We start from the raw sequence: 16,108 nt of genomic DNA on the forward strand, positions 1-16,108 counted from the left end.
AAATCTATGGCAATAATTCTTTTAGACACAAAAACCATAAACCGTATAGCAGCGGGGGAGGTGATAGAAAGGCCAGCAAGTGTAGTAAAGGAATTAGTGGAAAATGCAATAGATGCTGGAAGTTTAGAAATAGAGATTAAAATAGAAAGTGGTGGGCGTAACCTTATTATTGTGACAGATGATGGTAACGGAGTAGAAAAAAACGATTTAGAACTTGCGTTTATGCGCCATGCTACTTCAAAATTGAGCGACAATGAGTTGATAGAAATCAAGCATCTTGGCTTTAGAGGAGAAGCTCTGCCTTCAATAGCAGCAGTAAGTAGGATAAAATTATCGTCTAAGGCAAGAGAAGCAAGTGAAGCATGGTCTATAAGTTATGAGGGTGGAGAGAAAATAGGGGAGCAAACTCCTTACTCTTTATCACAAGGGACACATATTGAAGTACGAGATTTGTTTTTCGCTACCCCAAATAGACTAAAATTTCTAAAAACCGAAAGAGCAGAAACTCAAAGCATTGTTGATATTGTAAACAACCTAGCAATGATTAACTATCATATAGGGTTTACTCTCACTTCAGGTAATAAAAAGCTCTTAAAATACGCTAAGCAGACTTCGTTATTTCATAGATTGTGTGAAGTAGAAGAAGAATTTCAGGGCAATTCTTTGGAGGTCAATGAAGAAGACGACGACATTAAACTTACGGGACACATCTGTAAGCCGACCGTCAATCGTGGTAAGTCCACTCAGATCTATACGTTTGTTAATGGAAGGCCAATTAAAGATAATTTACTTATTGGCGCAGTTAGGTATGCATATCATGATTTTATTCCAAGCGATAGGTATCCTTTTGCAGCGTTACATTTAGAGATACCTTATGATCAAGTAGATGTAAACGTGCATCCAAATAAGTCAGAAGTAAGGTTTCAGAATAAAAAGCTCATATATGAGATAATGACAAGAGGATTAATTAAAGCATTGTCAAGAAGGATAGGCACCTTTCCAGCGCATGACCAGAAAATGGATTCAACATTGCCAGATCCTTTTGATAAACCTAATGTTCAAAATGAAAGAAGGCCAAGTCCTTTTGAAAATCAACTAATAAAAGAATTTGCTTCTCCAAATGAAAAAGCAAAAGGCTTATCAGAACAGTCAAAATCGTTTGATTATACCGGCATACAGAAATTCCCAGCACAAGCGGAGGCTATGGTTCTAGAAAAAAAGGTGTTAGAGCAAGTTGATTTGATAGAGAGCCACCCGCTCGGGTTTGCACGCTGTCAGGTCTATAATACTTACATTATTGCCGAGGTAAGAGACAAATTGATTATAGTCGACCAGCATGCAGCCCACGAAAGGCTAGTATATGAATGCTTAAAACAAAAATCAAGTGTAAAAAGACAAAAACTACTTCTTCCTGAAACGGTTGAAATCAAAAATCAAGCCGGAATGGAGATGATTGAAGTCTATAAAGATAAGTTATTTGAAATGGGTTTTGATATTGAGATCAAACCAGAAAATAAAGTGATAGTAAAAGAAATCCCTGCAATTTTGGGAGCAATAGATGTGAAAGAGATGCTAATTAACATAATTGATAGATTAACGGAAATAGAAGATACATTGCCAGTAGAAGATAAAGTGAACAAAATATTGGCCACTATCGCTTGTTATGGATCAATTAGAGCGGGTAGAAAAATGAGATTAGAAGAAATGAATGTGCTGCTTAGACAAATGGAAAAAACCCCATATTCCGGGCAATGCAACCACGGAAGACCAACTTATATAGAAATGAAACTCAGTGATATTGAAAAACTTTTTGAGCGTAGGTAATGAGGTTGCCATAAATATGTAAGTGCTCCTTTCTCGTCATCCAAGTAGCTCATAGAAACGAAAAAACTTCCTTGACAAACTCCGTCAGCCCCCTTATCATGGAAGTGAAGCTATTTATTTATCTTCGCAATCTGTGCAGGTTAATGACAAAAAACTTAGGGTATTTGGCGTCTCATGTTTAATTTTTCGCACTACGTGCATCGCATGTCTTTAAAAATTTCTGGGTTTTTACCTATATAAGCCGAAACGCGCTTACAAAGCGTTTAAGACAGCAAAAAACGTCAAATTGACAAGGGAGAATTTGAATACTAGCTACCCTAGGGTTTCTTTGCCTTTTTTCCTGCTTGGTAAATTTCTTAAACACTTGCGGTGTAGGTTAGTTGCAAGTTAAAAGCAGCTAAATCGCTCTTAATCAAGCGTTTTAGAATAAAAAAAACGCCGATATTTTAGTACATGGTAAATAGCCAACCACCACGGGGCTTCTTTTGCCTTTTTTTTCGCTTAGTAAATTTCTTAATGTTTATAGCTAAACGACAACCGTCATCCCGCTACGTGTTAGCGGGATCTCTTGTTAGCGCCGCGGCGGTATGACGTCTCGCTTGCAACCTATAGCTTTGTCATTCCAGTGCTCCTTTTTTTGTCATCCCAGTGCCTTGACTATTTGGATCCAGAAAACTTAGCTTCGAGTCAAGTAGGCTGCAAATAAAAACTGGATTCCAGCGTCACGCGCTGGAATGACACCCTGACAATCGTCATCCCGCTACGTGTTAGCGGGATCTATGTTAAGAGATACCGCGAATGAATCGCGGTATGACGTATAGAAACTAAAAAAGTTCTTTTTTAAAAAACTTAAGTTATACTTATAAGTATTTGATACTTTTTATAGTAATTATGTCGAGTTTAAGCTGCCTTTATGGTGATAATGCAGAATTTGTGGAAGAAATGTATAGCCGTTATCTGCAGGGCGATAAATCAATCGGGAAGGATTGGCACAGAGTTTTTTCAAGCAATTTAGAAGTTAATAAAGCAGAGACTTGCGGTGCACAACATGCAACTAAGGTGGATGATTCGGCTTCTGATTTGGCAAATTTCTTCAGATCTTATGGTCATCTTTTTGCAGACCTTGATCCATTATCGCCAAGTGGAAATAAAGAAATAGATTATCAGAAATATTCGAATCTATCTCCTACGGATGATACTAGAATCTATAGAGATATTTACTGCAAGAATATTGGCTTTGAATTTATGCATATCTCCTCTTATGAAGAGAAAATGTGGCTGCAGGAAAAGATCGAAAATCAAACCTATACGCTGAGCTCACAAGACAAAAAAGAAATACTGAGGCACTTGATCGAATCTGAGATGTTCGAACAATTTCTCCATATGAAATTTCCTGGGTATAAGCGTTTCTCTATCGAAGGTGGAGAGTCAGCTATCGTTGCAATTGAAAAAATCATTAGTGATTCTACGGTTTTTGGTATTGAAGAAATAGTCCTTGGCATGGCTCACCGCGGACGACTCAATGTTCTAACCAAAGTGATGGGGAAAGAATATGCGGCAATGCTGTCTGAATTTCAAGGCAATCTTGCATACCCAAGTGGTCTTGAGGTGTCCGGTGATGTTAAATATCACCTTGGTTACTCTTCTGATCGAGCACTTTCAGGTGGCAAAAAAATACATTTAAGTTTATGCCCTAATCCATCTCACCTTGAAGCGGTAAATCCGGTTTTGGCTGGAAGAATAAGAGCAAAACAGAATATAAGATCTGTGCTTGGCATATCAATTCATGGTGATGCGGCTTTCATCGGTCAAGGAGTGGTTGCTGAAACTTTAACCTTAAGCAATATTGAAGGCTATAAAGTGGATGGCATTGTGCACATTGTCATTAATAACCAAGTTGGTTTTACTGCTAACCCATGTTGCGCACGATCCTCTTTTTATTGCACTGATATAGCAAAATCAATAGAAGCTCCAGTGTTTCACGTCAATGGAGATAACCCGGAAGCTGTGAGTTTTGCTACAAGTCTGGCGATGGAATATAGGCAGAAATTTAAAAAGGACGTAGTAATTGACATAATGTGCTACCGCAAATATGGCCATAATGAAGGTGATGAACCGAATTTCACTCAGCCACTTATGTATAAGGCGATATCAAAGCATAAAACTCCTGGAACATTGTATGAAGAAAAATTGACTGCAGAGAAAGTATTAGATGGCGATGAAGTAAATAAATTGCGCAGTGAATTCAGGGCAAAATTAGATAAAAGTCTTGCTGAATCAGCGGCTTACACTCCAAAAAAAGCTGACTGGTTCGGTGGAGTGTGGTCAAAATTAAGAAGAGCAAAGCTGAACGATTTGAGCGAATACTACACGGATTCTGGTGTTCCGCCAGATGAGCTGAAAAAATTAGGTGTGCGTATAAATAGCAATATCCCAAGTAACTTTAACATTAACAATAAGGTTAGAAAAATACTCGATGGCAGAATAGACAGCATAAATTTTGGTAGTAATATAGACTGGGCAACTGCCGAAAGTCTTGCGTTTGTATCACTGCTCACAGAAAGAATAGGAGTGCGTTTATCAGGACAAGACTCTGGTCGTGGAACTTTCTCGCACCGTCATTCAAGGCTTGTTGATCAGGTAACAGAAGAAGCATTTATTCCGCTAAACAATATAAATGAAAAGCAAGCTCACTTTGAGGTCATAGATAGCGCACTATCTGAGTATGCTGTAATGGGCTTTGAATATGGATATAGTCTTGATTCTCCGTATTCACTGGTGCTCTGGGAAGGACAATTTGGTGATTTTGCAAACGGTGCGCAAATTATGATCGACCAGTTTATCGCATCTGCAGAAACAAAGTGGTTGCGATCAAGCGGTCTAGTTTTATTGCTGCCTCATGGTTATGAAGGACAGGGACCTGAGCATAGCTCCGCACGTATAGAGAGATTTTTGCAACTCTGCGCAGAGGATAATATGCAGGTAGTTAATTGTTCCACTCCGGCGAATTACTTCCATGTCTTACGCAGACAAATGCATAGAGACTTTCGTAAGCCTCTGGTAGTGTTTACACCTAAATCGCTACTGCGCCACAAAAGAGCAGTATCTAACCTATCTGATTTTGAAGGAAAATTCCTCACAGTAATTCCAGAATGTAGAACAGGTTTAGTTTCGAATGATAAAATACGTAAAGTTGTAATATGCAGTGGTAAAGTTTATTACGACATATGTGAAGCACAAAAAATAAACGATATAGCAGTAATACGTTTGGAGCAATTCTATCCTTTTCCTGCAGATAAACTAAGTAATGAACTTGAAAAGTACAAAAACGCTGAAATTATATGGTGTCAAGAAGAACCAAAAAATATGGGAGGATGGTTTTTTGTCAACCCATTGATAGAAGAAGTGTTATCTAATCTCGATATCCAAGCAAAAAGACCTAAGTGTATCGCAAGACCTGCTGCTGCATCTCCTGCATGTGGTTATGTTAGTGTTCACACTCAGCAGCAGGAGGAGATTTTAAAGCAGGTTATGCAGGGGATCTAGCACAATTGTGCAAATATTGAAGCGAAAGCTGGCAAGCGAACATTGTTCATCAGATCTTGACGCTGGGCACTGCAGCCAGGCGCGATAGAAAACGTATCACACCAATCAAACCCTTTTGGTACTCAAGCAAATATAAAAGATTTTTATTCTATTAAAAAAAATTTAATTTTTATTAAAATTTTCATTTATTTTTATTTAAAAAGTAAACATTATTAATATTTACTTTAATTAATATAGGATATATATGAATACAAAAATATTTGAGATGTTAATAAGGAGAACTGGTCTACGCAGAGATAGCAAAGCTGAGATCATACAGTTATAGCTCTTTTTACAATAATCCGAACAGATCATAATATGCTACTGCTCTACCATAGCCATAAGCACATATCTTATCCTATTCGGACTATTGCGAGAAGTGCTATAAATAGAAATGAAAAAGCTTTTGTAGATGAGGATAAAGAATCTATCGAATTAGCTGAGGCCATTTTTGAAGAGAATAATATGTTTCATTTCCGCAAACCAGGTCCTGCTATGGATTACATTTTGCACAAATTAATAAATGATAGGAAGCTTTTCGAGGAAATGAAAGATAGAGGTACAAGTATAATACGTCTTTTTTCTTTGTTATCAATGTATCATGGTCGTCTCAATTGCTGTGTTATAAGAAAAGGAGGGTGTATTACTGAGTGTGGCATACTTGATTACGCTGGCACCTATCCAGAACTAGTGCCTTTAGAGGACTTTATACTTATTGAGCCTTCCTCGTACCTCGAGTACATTGTGTTTGACAATGAGAATATCAGAAATAGGTTAGCTGAAGACTTAACTGAAGATAAAACAAAATTAGATATCTTTTTGAATGGAATTTTAGCAACAAAGAATTCGGATTTAGTATTATCTTGTATTAACAAGATAGAGGTTCTTAATGAGGAAGATAGATATTTTGTTAATCGCTTACAGAAAAACAACATGCTAGACTACATCTTAAACAAAGATGATACAACACTTGAAAAATTAACTCTAAAGGAATTGTTGAAGCTTTCTATTTTGCAGGAAGAAAAAAGCACTGAGTTAGAATCTCCCCAAGCTTCAAGTGTAAATGTTAGCAAAGCTCAGCAACATTGTATAGCCTTTCTTATAATAGTCCGAATGCGATAAGATATGTGTTTATGGCTATAGCAGGCCAGTAGCATATTACGGTCTGTTCGGATTATTGTAAAAAGAGCTATAGTATATAGCTGGTGATAAAGTTTAAAATAATTGCATATACTAAGGCTCATTTAAATATAGAGCCTCAGTGGTGCTTAATTTTTTCAATTGATGGTGACTAGTAGCCCTACTATGATGTGGATCTATGCTCGCTTATAACTAAAATTTCACTTCCACCAAGGGGATATTATTCCAGCTATTGCTTCCATAGTCATCAATAGAAGCGTTTAAGTAATCTGTATCAAAGTGCACGGGCACATCAAATTCAAAGCTCGCAGTGATTATCACATCTTTTACTGGTGGCTTCATAAATGTTATTTCTCCAGTTGAATAATTTACTGAATATTCACTCTCTTCTTTACCATTTAAATAAATCTTTACTGTCCCATGTACCATACGCGTCAAGTTAAGGAAATAAAGGTATGAAAGAGATAGAATAATAAGGTATAAGTTCTCCCAGATATACTTTTAGTGAGAGAACCAATGAATAAAATAACTTGCTTATCAAAAAAGCTCAAAGAATTTTTTAATGAAAAAGCAGAGAAAATCTCAATTACAACAAGGTTTATAAAAAGAAAGAGAAAGCTAAAAGGTTCATCATTCGTAAAAGCCATGGTCTTGGGTAATATAGGAGTTGATAATTGTAGCGTAGAAACAATGTGTCAATTACTAAACGAGGACTCGATAGATATAACAAAACAAGGTTTGGATTTTAGATTTACTGAAGAAGCAGTGGAATTTATGAAAAGGATGTATAATGAATCTGTGATTCTCTTTAAAAATATCTTGCAAGTTGATTGCAAAATCTTACAGCAATTTAATAGTGTTAAATTATTGGACAGTAGCTATATTACTCTACCTAACAGTATGGAAGAGATGTATAAAGGTTATGGTACTAGCTACAGTGGCTATGAAAGCAATACTAAGTCTGGAATAAAGTTACAATTAGTTTTCGACTACATGAATCAGATAATAGACCAACTTAATTTAACGGAGGGGGTAAGATCAGACCAGGGATATAGGAAACATTTAAGTAATATATTAAGCAATGATTTGCTAATATCTGATCTCGGTTATTTTGTGCCAAGTTCTTTTAAACAAATCAATGAAATAGGAGCTTATTTCATAAGTCGTCGATACCAACATATATGATGTAGAAACAAATCAAAAAATGGAGTTATTAGAATGTTGAGAGGATAAGTTATTTTTAGAAAACGAGGTATTGTTAGGAAAAGAAGCAAAAATTAGAGTAAGAATTATATGTCAGAAACTAACTGAAGAACAGTCTATGGGCAGAAGAAGGAAAGCTAATAGATTAGCAAGATCGCAGATCCTCTAAAAGAAATCAAAAATTGTTGAACTGGTCAATATTTATAACTAATGTTCCAGAAAATAAAATTAGTGCTGAGCAAGTATTAACGATTTACAGAGTAAGGTGGCAAATTGAGTTATTATTTAAATTGTATAAAAGCCATATCAGGCTTGATAAGCTAAAAGGAAAGCCATGCAGAGTATTATGTGAACTATATGCTAAATTGTGCGCAATTCTTATATTTCACGGCATAGTTGGTTGCACAGAAGTGAAAAAGAATACAGAACTTAGCTTAACAAAGGCATTTATTGAGCTAAAAAGGCGGGTTAGAGAGTTATTTTTAGTATTAACCAAAATTAATAGTTTAAAAGCATTTCTTAAAAAACTCACTATAACTTGGTCGCGATTTTCATTAAAAGACAAACGTAGAAGGGCTAGAGTATCCACTTTAACCTCTCTAAATTTGCTCACAATCTCTTAACTTGACGCGTATGATTATGTGAACTATATGCTAAATTGTGCGCAATTCTTATATTTCACGGCATAGTTGGTTGCACAGAAGTGAAAAAGAATACAGAACTTAGCTTAACAAAGGCATTTATTGAGCTAAAAAGGCGGGTTAGAGAGTTATTTTTAGTATTAACCAAAATTAATAGTTTAAAAGCATTTCTTAAAAAACTCACTATAACTTGGTCGCGATTTTCATTAAAAGACAAACGTAGAAGGGCTAGAGTATCCACTTTATAGCTCTTTTTACAATAATCCGAACAGACCGTAATATGCTACTGGCCTGCTATAGCCATAAACACATATCTTATCGCATTCGGACTATTATAAGAAAGGCTATAACCTCTCTAAATTTGCTCACAATCTCTTAACTTGACGCGTATGATTATGTGAACTATATGCTAAATTGTGCGCAATTCTTATATTTCACGGCATAGTTGGTTGCACAGAAGTGAAAAAGAATACAGAACTTAGCTTAACAAAGGCATTTATTGAGCTAAAAAGGCGGGTTAGAGAGTTATTTTTAGTATTAACCAAAATTAATAGTTTAAAAGCATTTCTTAAAAAACTCACTATAACTTGGTCGCGATTTTCATTAAAAGACAAACGTAGAAGGGCTAGAGTATCCACTTTAACCTCTCTAAATTTGCTCACAATCTCTTAACTTGACGCGTATGGTTCACATAATACTCTGCATGGCTTTCCTTTTAGCTTATCAAGCCTGATATGGCTTTTATACAATTTAAATAATAACTCAATTTGCCACCTTACTCTGTAAATCGTTAATACTTGCTCAGCACTAATTTTATTTTCTGGAACATTAGTTATAAATATTGACCAGTTCAACAATTTTTGATTTCTTTTAGAGGATCTGCGATCTTGCTAATCTATTAGCTTTCCTTCTTCTGCCCATAGACTGTTCTTCAGTTAGTTTCTGACATATAATTCTTACTCTAATTTTTGCTTCTTTTCCTAACAATACCTCGTTTTCTAAAAATAACTTATCCTCTCAACATTCTAATAACTCCATTTTTTGATTTGTTTCTACATCATATATGTTGGTATCGACGACTTATGAAATAAGCTCCTATTTCATTGATTTGTTTAAAAGAACTTGGCACAAAATAACCGAGATCAGATATTAGCAAATCATTGCTTAATATATTACTTAAATGTTTCCTATATCCCTGGTCTGATCTTACCCCCTCCGTTAAATTAAGTTGGTCTATTATCTGATTCATGTAGTCGAAAACTAATTGTAACTTTATTCCAGACTTAGTATTGCTTTCATAGCCACTGTAGCTAGTACCATAACCTTTATACATCTCTTCCATACTGTTAGGTAGAGTAATATAGCTACTGTCCAATAATTTAACACTATTAAATTGCTGTAAGATTTTGCAATCAACTTGCAAGATATTTTTAAAGAGAATCACAGATTCATTATACATCCTTTTCATAAATTCCACTGCTTCTTCAGTAAATCTAAAATCCAAACCTTGTTTTGTTATATCTATCGAGTCCTCGTTTAGTAATTGACACATTGTTTCTACGCTACAATTATCAACTCCTATATTACCCAAGACCATGGCTTTTACGAATGATGAACCTTTTAGCTTTCTCTTTCTTTTTATAAACCTTGTTGTAATTGAGATTTTCTCTGCTTTTTCATTAAAAAATTCTTTGAGCTTTTTTGATAAGCAAGTTATTTTATTCATTGGTTCTCTCACTAAAAGTATATCTGGGAGAACTTATACCTTATTATTCTATCTCTTTCATACCTTTATTTCCTTAACTTGACGCGTATGCTCCTACAAACAGGCTATCTCCAATTATTAAAAAAGGTGTACCACCTACTCCCAAATCTCTTACTAGAAGCCTACTGTTGTTTATCATTTGCTCAATTTTGTCCGCGTTATCTTTTATGGAATCATTAAAATCGTTTTCATCAATCCCTATGTTTTTCACTATATCCAATATGCTTTCGTCTGAAAATTCTCCTTTGTGACTTAAAGCAGCATGGTGAAAATCGAAATATTTTTCTTTATCGAGAAAATAGACAGCTAAAGCACTTTTTGCTGCCTTTAAAGAAGCGTTACCAAGTATTGGAGCATCCCTAAAGATATACTTAATTTTGCCGTCGTTAATTAACTGCTTTATATCATTCTTTATAGCTTTGCAATGTCCACAAGAATAGTCAAGGAAGCCTACAGCTATAACACTACTATTTTCATTTCCGGAGTAAGGATAAGTAAGGTCAAATATTTGATCCTTGTATTGTGAAATTTTACTTTTGGTTACATTATCTCGAGCAGCGTAACTACTTTTAATCGACTCCTCTTTGAGAGTTTTTACGATCTTATCAAAATTTCTGCTTATATAATTATCTAATTTCTCACCTATATAATCATCGCTTAGCATTTGGCTGCGATTTGAAAGCCAATTGTTTATTATCGGCAAGCTTGCTATTGCTATTATTAAAATTAATAAGAACGATATTCTAGACATACAATTTATTTAAAAACCTACAACATAAAACTTTTAGTACACATTTATCTGTATATTAAAAGAAGCATCTAATGTTAATATATAAAAACATTTATATCAAGTGTATTTTATAGTCAGTTTTGCCTCGAATACAAACTTTACGTACAATGATTAGGTATATTGTCACAAAGTTCATCAGAAGACTTGATAATGTAGGTGACCAAACTACCCCCAGAATAGCCAATTATGAGATGCTCTATCTTTTACCGCCACGCTGTAAATACGGCGGTAAAACAAAGTTGATAATTTTATTCCGCTGTGTATAATTTTCCGCGGAATAAACATATGAGTGAACCAATAATTGGCAGAGAAAAAGAAATAGCTATTCTACAAGACAAACTTCTTTCTCAATCAGCCGAATTTATTGCTGTTTATGGTCGGCGTCGTGTAAATGTTGTATTATCTGCATTTTATCAGCATAATATAGAAGTAATGTAATGCAGATATTATGCCGATGCCGAATTATACGATTACTTCTAAAATTGCTAGTTGTCTTATAAGGATTGAAGCAGCAAAAGAAAAAGTGTTACATTTGCCGCTCACTGTATCAATGCTTTTGTCTCTTCGTGAAACTGCACGGCTTTATACCACACACTATTCTACTATGATTGAAGGAAATCGACTTGAACCTAAACAGATTGAAGAGGTTTTAAGTGGTAAAAGCCACTTTCCAAAATATAGGAGAGATGAAAATGAGGTTAAAGGATATTATGCAGCTTTAACTCAAGTTGAACAATGGGCAGCAAGGAGAATACCCATTACTGAGAAAGCTGTTCAAACACTACATGCTCTAGTAATAGCAAGTGGAAAATCTAAAATAAAATCAACACCTTATCGTGATGGTCAAAATGTTATCCGCGATAGTCTTACACGTGCAATAATTTATATGCCACCTGAAGCAAAGGATGTACCAAAGCTCATGAGCAGTATGATTGATTGGATTCGTAACAGTGAGCAAGTGCCTTGCCCAATTATTGCAGGTATTGCGCATTATCAATTTGTAACAATTCACCCTTACTATGACGGTAATGGTCGTACTGCAAGATTGTTGACTACATTAATTTTACACCTTGGTGGGTATGACCTAAAAGGACTTTATTCATTGGAAGAATATTATGCTAAGAATCTAGGAGCGTATTATGAAGCAATCAGTATAGGTCCATCGCACAACTATTACATGGGACGAGCTGAAGCAGATATTACTAAGTGGGTGGAGTATTTCGTAGAAGGTATGGCAAATTCATTTGAGAACGTTTTACAACGTATAAATAAAGAAGAATACCACGCTGATCAGACTGATCTTATACGTAAGCTTGATCCTAAACAACGCAAAGCTCTTGAGCTCTTCCAGGAGTTTTTCGCTATTACAGCTAGTCAGGTTGGCGAACTATTTAATTTTAAGCCTCGTACCAGTGCGCAACTTTGTAAAAAGTGGGTGGAAATGGGGTTTATCAAGATTGTAGATTTTTCCAATAGAGGAAGGAAATACAAACTTAGTAAGCAATATGAGGATTTGATCTCAAATTAACTGAAAGCTCGCTAGGCAGGAAAGTAGTGCATAGGTCAAATTTCAATAAAGTGCTTGAAAACTAAATGTAAACTTAAAATTTTAAAAACTGGAATATGTACAACAACTTACGTGACTTCATCAAAGCCTTAGAAGAAAAAAAAGATCTGATTAGGATTAAGGAGGAAGTTTCAACAGTTCTTGAAATGACAGAAATTCATCGCAGAGTTTTGTCAAGCAAAGGGCCAGCGATCATTTTTGAAAATGTTATCACAGAAAATGGCAAAAATTCGATTCCAGTTTTGGTGAATTTATTTGGTACTATTAAGAGGATTGCATTGGGGTTGAACATAAACCCTGATGAACTAAGAGATCTTGGTAAACTTTTAGCATTTTTGCAATCACCTGAGCCGCCAAAAAACTTTAAGGATGCTATAAAAATGTTTCCTTTGTTGAAAGTCGTGTTATCGATGCGAAGTAAAGTCGTGAGCAAGGCTCCATGTCAAGAGGTAGTGCTAACCGGAGATGAAGTGGACCTAAGTCTACTGCCCATTCAAACATGCTGGCCAAATGAACCTGCACCACTTATCACCTGGCCAATTGTGGTAACGAAAGGACCCACGAAAGAAAAGCAAGATAATTTTAATCTTGGAATATATCGTATGCAGGTTATAGATAAAAAAACAACACTAATGCGTTGGCTTGCACACAGGGGTGGCGCAACTCACCATAAGCGTTGGAAGGAAGAAGGCAGAAATATGAAATTTCCTGCTGCTGCTGTGATCGGTAGTGATCCTGCAACGATTATTGCTGCGGTAACTCCAGTGCCAGAAACATTGTCAGAATACCAATTTGCTGGACTACTGCGAAAGAAGCCGCTTGAGCTGGTAAATTGTAAGACTATTCCACTTCAAGTACCAGCTCACGCGGAAATCGTTCTGGAAGGCTATGTGAGTTTGGATAGATATCAAGACGAAGGGCCATACGGAGATCACACCGGCTACTATAATTCTGTTGAGCAATTTCCTGAATTTAATATTACTGCAATTACTATGCGTAAAAACCCGATATATCTTAGCACTTTCACTGGCAAGCCACCTGATGAACCATCGATTCTTGGTGAAGCACTCAATGAAATTTTTGTGCCCATTCTTATCAATCAATTTCCAGAGATAGTGGACTTTTATCTGCCACCGGAAGGTTGCTCATATAGAATAGCGATAGTGTCGATAAAAAAATCCTATCCAGGGCAGGCAAAAAGAATTGTTATGGGCATACTTTCTTTTCTAAAGCAGTTTTTATACACGAAGTTTATTATCGTTGTTGATAATGATATAAATGTACGTGATTGGAAGGAAGTAATGTGGGCAATGTCAACGAGGATGGACCCTGTGCGTGATACAATCATGATAGAAAGTGTACCTATTGATTATTTAGACTTTGCTTCCCCTGAAAGTGGACTTGGAGGTAAAATGGGATTTGATGCGACAAATAAAATCCCGCCTGAAACCAAACGAGAGTGGGGAAAGAAAATTGAGATGAGTGAGGAAATAGTAAGGAAAGTCGCGGAGAAGTGGGAGGAATATATGGACTAGACTTCTTGCATAAAAGCAGAAAAAAGTTTGGCGTTTTTTATAATGCCGCGATTGGCATTAACTGATAATTGTGATTTAAGTCCGTCACAGTGCCCTTTTTTTTGTCATCCTATAGCTATACCGCCGCGGTATCTCTTAGCCGCTAACAAGTAGTGGGATGACGAGCTTATCGTCATCCTGCCGCGAACCGTCATACCGCGATTCATTCGCGGTATCTCAGCCGCTAACAAGCAGCGGGATACTTAGGGATGACGGTTGTTGTTTAGCTGTAAATATTAAGAAATTTACCAAATGAAAAAAAAGGCAAAAGAAGCCCTGGGGTTATTATCCGCTTTAAAATATTGGCGTTTTTTATGTTTTAAACGCTTGACAAGCGAGATTCAGCCGCTTTTAATTGCAACTAACTTACGCTGCAAATGTTTAAGAAATTTACTAAGCAGAAAAAAAGACAAAGAATCCCCGAGTTAGCTAGTCTTTTACTATCTCTGTCGAGTATTGGCATTTTTTGATGTCTTGTAACGCTTTATAAGCGCGTTCAGCTTATTTAGATAAAAATCTAGATGTAGATGAAGTTTTGTAAAGACATACAGTATCTATATACTGCAAAAAATTGAACATAAGACGCCGATACATTAAGTAATCCTTACCTTTTAATCTGCAGATTGGCGAAAGCAAATACAATAGCTTCAGTTTCATGATAAGAGGGCTGGCGGAGTTTGTCAAGCAAGTTTTTTTGTTTCTGCGGGCTACCTGAGTCTATTGATTTCATTAGAGCCGAAACTCTTGAGACCTAGGTGATAATTCTATCTAAAAGAATGCCGAAAAAGAGCAGCAACCCTACGTAGGAATTATTTTTAAATATGGACATGCATTGACTGGGATCGTCAGGATTGAAATTTTTGTATTGGCGGTGAAATATGAACCCTACAGCAAGTAGAGCAATATAAAAAATGTTATTTAATGATGATAAGATACCAGCATATAGCCACGTCATAAGAGATATTAAATAAAATCTTTTCAACCAAGATTTTGTTGTATCACCAAAATATAATGCGGTAGATTTCATCCCGAGTTTTTCATCATCTTTTTTATCTTGATGGGCGTATATGGTGTCATAGCTAAGTGTCCAAAAGACGCATCCTATATAAAACAGCAAGGATTCTATACTGATCTGGTTTGTTATTGCTGCTGAGCCCATGAGCGATCCCATATTGAAGGTAAACCCTAAGAACAATTGTGGCCACCAAACATACCGCTTTAATAAAGGGTAAGTAGCTATCATACACATTGAGATTATTCCAAGTATGAGTGTAGTTTTATTAGTTAATAATAAGATTACCAGGGCAATAAACAGTAGCAGTGAAAGTAAAGCTAAAGCCTGCTTTATGTTTAATGCACCACTTGCAAGTGGCCTATATTTTGTTCGTTCAACGTGCGCATCTATTTTTCTATCGAAGATATCATTGATTATGCACCCTGCGGGTCTCATTAAAAATGCACCTATAGTAAACAAAACAAGGAGAAAAAGAACCTGATACGATAGAGAAGTTGAGGCTAAAAGAATACCGCTCAAACTGGGAAATAGCACAAGCCACAAACCCGTTAAACTGTGCAACCTCATTAATGAAAAGTAACGATTGAAATGCATTAATTAAGTGTGATTATGTAATATTTTGCTTACATTAACAAAATTATCGAACGCTAAGTCAGGCTTGAAAACTAGTTCAGGTATAAATCGCAAATCAACATAACACAATATAGATTTACGTATTGACCATGCAGATTGGTTCATTTCATTAACAACAGTATTAATATCACAATTATTCTCAGAAGGATCTCCAGTGCGTCTTTTTTCTGGATCTAAGTAGTCAGCTACTTGAATATTCAATGAAGATAACACAATATATACATCTGCTTTTTTCAAATCTTTACTTAATTTTACGTCAGATACCGCTACATTTTTATTGAACACCTTACCTTCCATTAGAACTCTTGATATTGCTCTATGCAATACCGATGCTATCTTTAGGTTTCTAATTTCCTTTTTCATATCCAGCT

The 16,108-nt window shown here is 35.8% G+C and carries 12 protein-coding genes and 4 pseudogenes; 10 read left to right on the forward strand and 6 right to left on the reverse strand.

The window, feature by feature from the left end:
- Nucleotides 1-6 precede the first annotated feature (6 nt).
- From mutL to AAGD87_RS03240, 3 genes are all read left to right on the forward strand, one after another.
- The gene (gene mutL, locus AAGD87_RS03230) at nucleotides 7-1,824 is read left to right on the forward strand and encodes a DNA mismatch repair endonuclease MutL (RefSeq protein ID WP_341817755.1); all 1,818 of its coding nucleotides are present in this window, start codon (nucleotides 7-9) and stop codon (nucleotides 1,822-1,824) included.
- A gap of 891 nt (nucleotides 1,825-2,715) precedes the next feature.
- Nucleotides 2,716-5,370 (forward strand): 2-oxoglutarate dehydrogenase E1 component, encoded by a 2,655-nt coding sequence (locus AAGD87_RS03235; protein WP_341817756.1) that lies wholly within the window; start codon nucleotides 2,716-2,718, stop codon nucleotides 5,368-5,370.
- A gap of 357 nt (nucleotides 5,371-5,727) precedes the next feature.
- Nucleotides 5,728-6,531, forward strand: a complete 804-nt coding sequence (locus AAGD87_RS03240; RefSeq protein ID WP_341817757.1) for a hypothetical protein — start codon at nucleotides 5,728-5,730, stop codon at nucleotides 6,529-6,531.
- On the opposite strand, the gene AAGD87_RS03245 is transcribed toward AAGD87_RS03240, so the two are convergent.
- Together AAGD87_RS03245 and AAGD87_RS03250 are read right to left on the reverse strand one after the other, a co-directional pair.
- The gene (locus AAGD87_RS03245; RefSeq protein ID WP_341817758.1) at nucleotides 6,486-6,653 is read right to left on the reverse strand and encodes a hypothetical protein; all 168 of its coding nucleotides are present in this window, start codon (nucleotides 6,651-6,653) and stop codon (nucleotides 6,486-6,488) included. The genes AAGD87_RS03240 and AAGD87_RS03245 overlap by 46 nt on opposite strands.
- 88 nt (nucleotides 6,654-6,741) lie before the next feature.
- Nucleotides 6,742-6,978: a DUF2460 domain-containing protein gene (locus AAGD87_RS03250; protein WP_341817759.1), complete on the reverse strand. Its 237-nt coding sequence runs from the start codon at nucleotides 6,976-6,978 to the stop codon at nucleotides 6,742-6,744.
- Between the two features lie 87 nt (nucleotides 6,979-7,065).
- Here AAGD87_RS03250 and AAGD87_RS03255 point away from each other — a divergent pair.
- The 3 pseudogenes from AAGD87_RS03255 to AAGD87_RS03265 form a co-directional block, all read left to right on the forward strand.
- Nucleotides 7,066-8,375, forward strand: a pseudogene (locus tag AAGD87_RS03255) (IS4 family transposase).
- A gap of 14 nt (nucleotides 8,376-8,389) precedes the next feature.
- A pseudogene (locus AAGD87_RS03260) lies at nucleotides 8,390-8,641 on the forward strand (IS4 family transposase); the annotation flags it as partial.
- A gap of 145 nt (nucleotides 8,642-8,786) precedes the next feature.
- A pseudogene (locus AAGD87_RS03265) lies at nucleotides 8,787-9,065 on the forward strand (IS4 family transposase); the annotation flags it as partial.
- A 5-nt stretch (nucleotides 9,066-9,070) separates the two neighbouring features.
- Here the strand turns inward: AAGD87_RS03265 and AAGD87_RS03270 are convergent.
- Nucleotides 9,071-10,119: pseudogene (locus AAGD87_RS03270) on the reverse strand (IS4 family transposase); the annotation flags it as partial.
- Between the two features lie 73 nt (nucleotides 10,120-10,192).
- A complete protein-coding gene (locus tag AAGD87_RS03275) occupies nucleotides 10,193-10,909 on the reverse strand; it encodes a DsbA family protein (protein WP_341817760.1) in 717 nt (238 codons plus the stop codon).
- A gap of 324 nt (nucleotides 10,910-11,233) precedes the next feature.
- Between AAGD87_RS03275 and AAGD87_RS03280 the strand changes: the two genes are divergently transcribed.
- From AAGD87_RS03280 to AAGD87_RS03295, 4 genes are all read left to right on the forward strand, one after another.
- A complete protein-coding gene (locus AAGD87_RS03280; protein ID WP_007548541.1) occupies nucleotides 11,234-11,386 on the forward strand; it encodes a hypothetical protein in 153 nt (50 codons plus the stop codon).
- A gap of 10 nt (nucleotides 11,387-11,396) precedes the next feature.
- Nucleotides 11,397-12,476: a Fic family protein gene (locus AAGD87_RS03285; RefSeq protein ID WP_341817761.1), complete on the forward strand. Its 1,080-nt coding sequence runs from the start codon at nucleotides 11,397-11,399 to the stop codon at nucleotides 12,474-12,476.
- A 95-nt stretch (nucleotides 12,477-12,571) separates the two neighbouring features.
- A complete protein-coding gene (locus tag AAGD87_RS03290; protein ID WP_264329614.1) occupies nucleotides 12,572-14,050 on the forward strand; it encodes a UbiD family decarboxylase in 1,479 nt (492 codons plus the stop codon).
- A 291-nt stretch (nucleotides 14,051-14,341) separates the two neighbouring features.
- A complete protein-coding gene (locus AAGD87_RS03295; protein WP_179945710.1) occupies nucleotides 14,342-14,518 on the forward strand; it encodes a hypothetical protein in 177 nt (58 codons plus the stop codon).
- A gap of 322 nt (nucleotides 14,519-14,840) precedes the next feature.
- Here AAGD87_RS03295 and ubiA read toward each other — a convergent pair whose 3' ends face one another.
- The gene (ubiA, locus tag AAGD87_RS03300) at nucleotides 14,841-15,698 is read right to left on the reverse strand and encodes a 4-hydroxybenzoate octaprenyltransferase (RefSeq protein WP_264339226.1); all 858 of its coding nucleotides are present in this window, start codon (nucleotides 15,696-15,698) and stop codon (nucleotides 14,841-14,843) included.
- A gap of 3 nt (nucleotides 15,699-15,701) precedes the next feature.
- Nucleotides 15,702-16,100, reverse strand: a complete 399-nt coding sequence (locus tag AAGD87_RS03305) for a ribosome-binding factor A (RefSeq protein WP_006279769.1) — start codon at nucleotides 16,098-16,100, stop codon at nucleotides 15,702-15,704.
- Nucleotides 16,101-16,108 lie beyond the last annotated feature (8 nt).

It is taken from the genome of Wolbachia endosymbiont (group A) of Pherbina coryleti, from assembly GCF_964026875.1.
In the GTDB taxonomy this organism is placed as follows: Bacteria; Pseudomonadota; Alphaproteobacteria; order Rickettsiales; family Anaplasmataceae; genus Wolbachia; species Wolbachia pipientis.

Bases quoted from the DNA above. Each gene is read 5' to 3' on its own strand.
- AAGD87_RS03295 (WP_179945710.1), top strand. From the start codon at position 14,342: ATGAAAAAAAAGGCAAAAGAAGCCCTGGGGTTATTATCCGCTTTAAAA.
- ubiA (WP_264339226.1), bottom strand. From the start codon at position 15,698: ATGCATTTCAATCGTTACTTTTCATTAATGAGGTTGCACAGTTTAACG.
- AAGD87_RS03290 (WP_264329614.1), top strand. From the start codon at position 12,572: ATGTACAACAACTTACGTGACTTCATCAAAGCCTTAGAAGAAAAAAAA.
- AAGD87_RS03250 (WP_341817759.1), bottom strand. From the start codon at position 6,978: ATGGTACATGGGACAGTAAAGATTTATTTAAATGGTAAAGAAGAGAGT.
- AAGD87_RS03285 (WP_341817761.1), top strand. From the start codon at position 11,397: ATGCCGATGCCGAATTATACGATTACTTCTAAAATTGCTAGTTGTCTT.
- AAGD87_RS03245 (WP_341817758.1), bottom strand. From the start codon at position 6,653: ATGAGCCTTAGTATATGCAATTATTTTAAACTTTATCACCAGCTATAT.
- AAGD87_RS03235 (WP_341817756.1), top strand. From the start codon at position 2,716: ATGTCGAGTTTAAGCTGCCTTTATGGTGATAATGCAGAATTTGTGGAA.
- AAGD87_RS03305 (WP_006279769.1), bottom strand. From the start codon at position 16,100: ATGAAAAAGGAAATTAGAAACCTAAAGATAGCATCGGTATTGCATAGA.
- AAGD87_RS03275 (WP_341817760.1), bottom strand. From the start codon at position 10,909: ATGTCTAGAATATCGTTCTTATTAATTTTAATAATAGCAATAGCAAGC.
- AAGD87_RS03280 (WP_007548541.1), top strand. From the start codon at position 11,234: ATGAGTGAACCAATAATTGGCAGAGAAAAAGAAATAGCTATTCTACAA.
- mutL (WP_341817755.1), top strand. From the start codon at position 7: ATGGCAATAATTCTTTTAGACACAAAAACCATAAACCGTATAGCAGCG.
- AAGD87_RS03240 (WP_341817757.1), top strand. From the start codon at position 5,728: ATGCTACTGCTCTACCATAGCCATAAGCACATATCTTATCCTATTCGG.